The following is a 391-nucleotide window of genomic DNA, read 5'->3' on the forward strand; positions in this document are numbered from 1 at the left end:
GTCGTAACAAGGTAGCCGTATCGGAAGGTGCGGCTGGATCACCTCCTTTCTAAGGAGTACCTCGTTAAAACGAGAACTCTGGTCGATCATCCATCTCTTAACAACTGTTTAGTTTTGAGGGATTAAAAAAATCCTTCTGTCATGTAGGGGTTCGATTTATCGATCCTACACAAACTGTTCCTTGAAAACTGCACAGCGAGAAAGAAAAGCCAAAAGAGGTTGTAAGTTAAACAAAAATCTAGGTAGAACTTACAAATTCACCGAAAAAAGGTCAAGATAGAAAGGGCACATGGCGGATGCCTAGGCGCTTTAGGCCGACGAAGGACGTGGGAAGCTGCGAAAAGCTGCGGGGAGTTGCAAGCAAACCTTGATCCGCAGATCTCCGAATGGG

At 45.5% G+C, this 391-nt stretch carries 1 rRNA gene; it reads left to right on the plus strand.

From position 1 onward, the window contains the following. Positions 1–269: 269 nt before the first annotated feature. Positions 270–391 (plus strand): 23S ribosomal RNA (locus V6C27_14860); the annotation flags it as partial.

It is taken from the genome of Peptococcaceae bacterium 1198_IL3148 (assembly GCA_036763105.1).
Lineage (GTDB): Bacteria > Bacillota > Desulfotomaculia > Desulfotomaculales > Desulfohalotomaculaceae > JBAIYS01.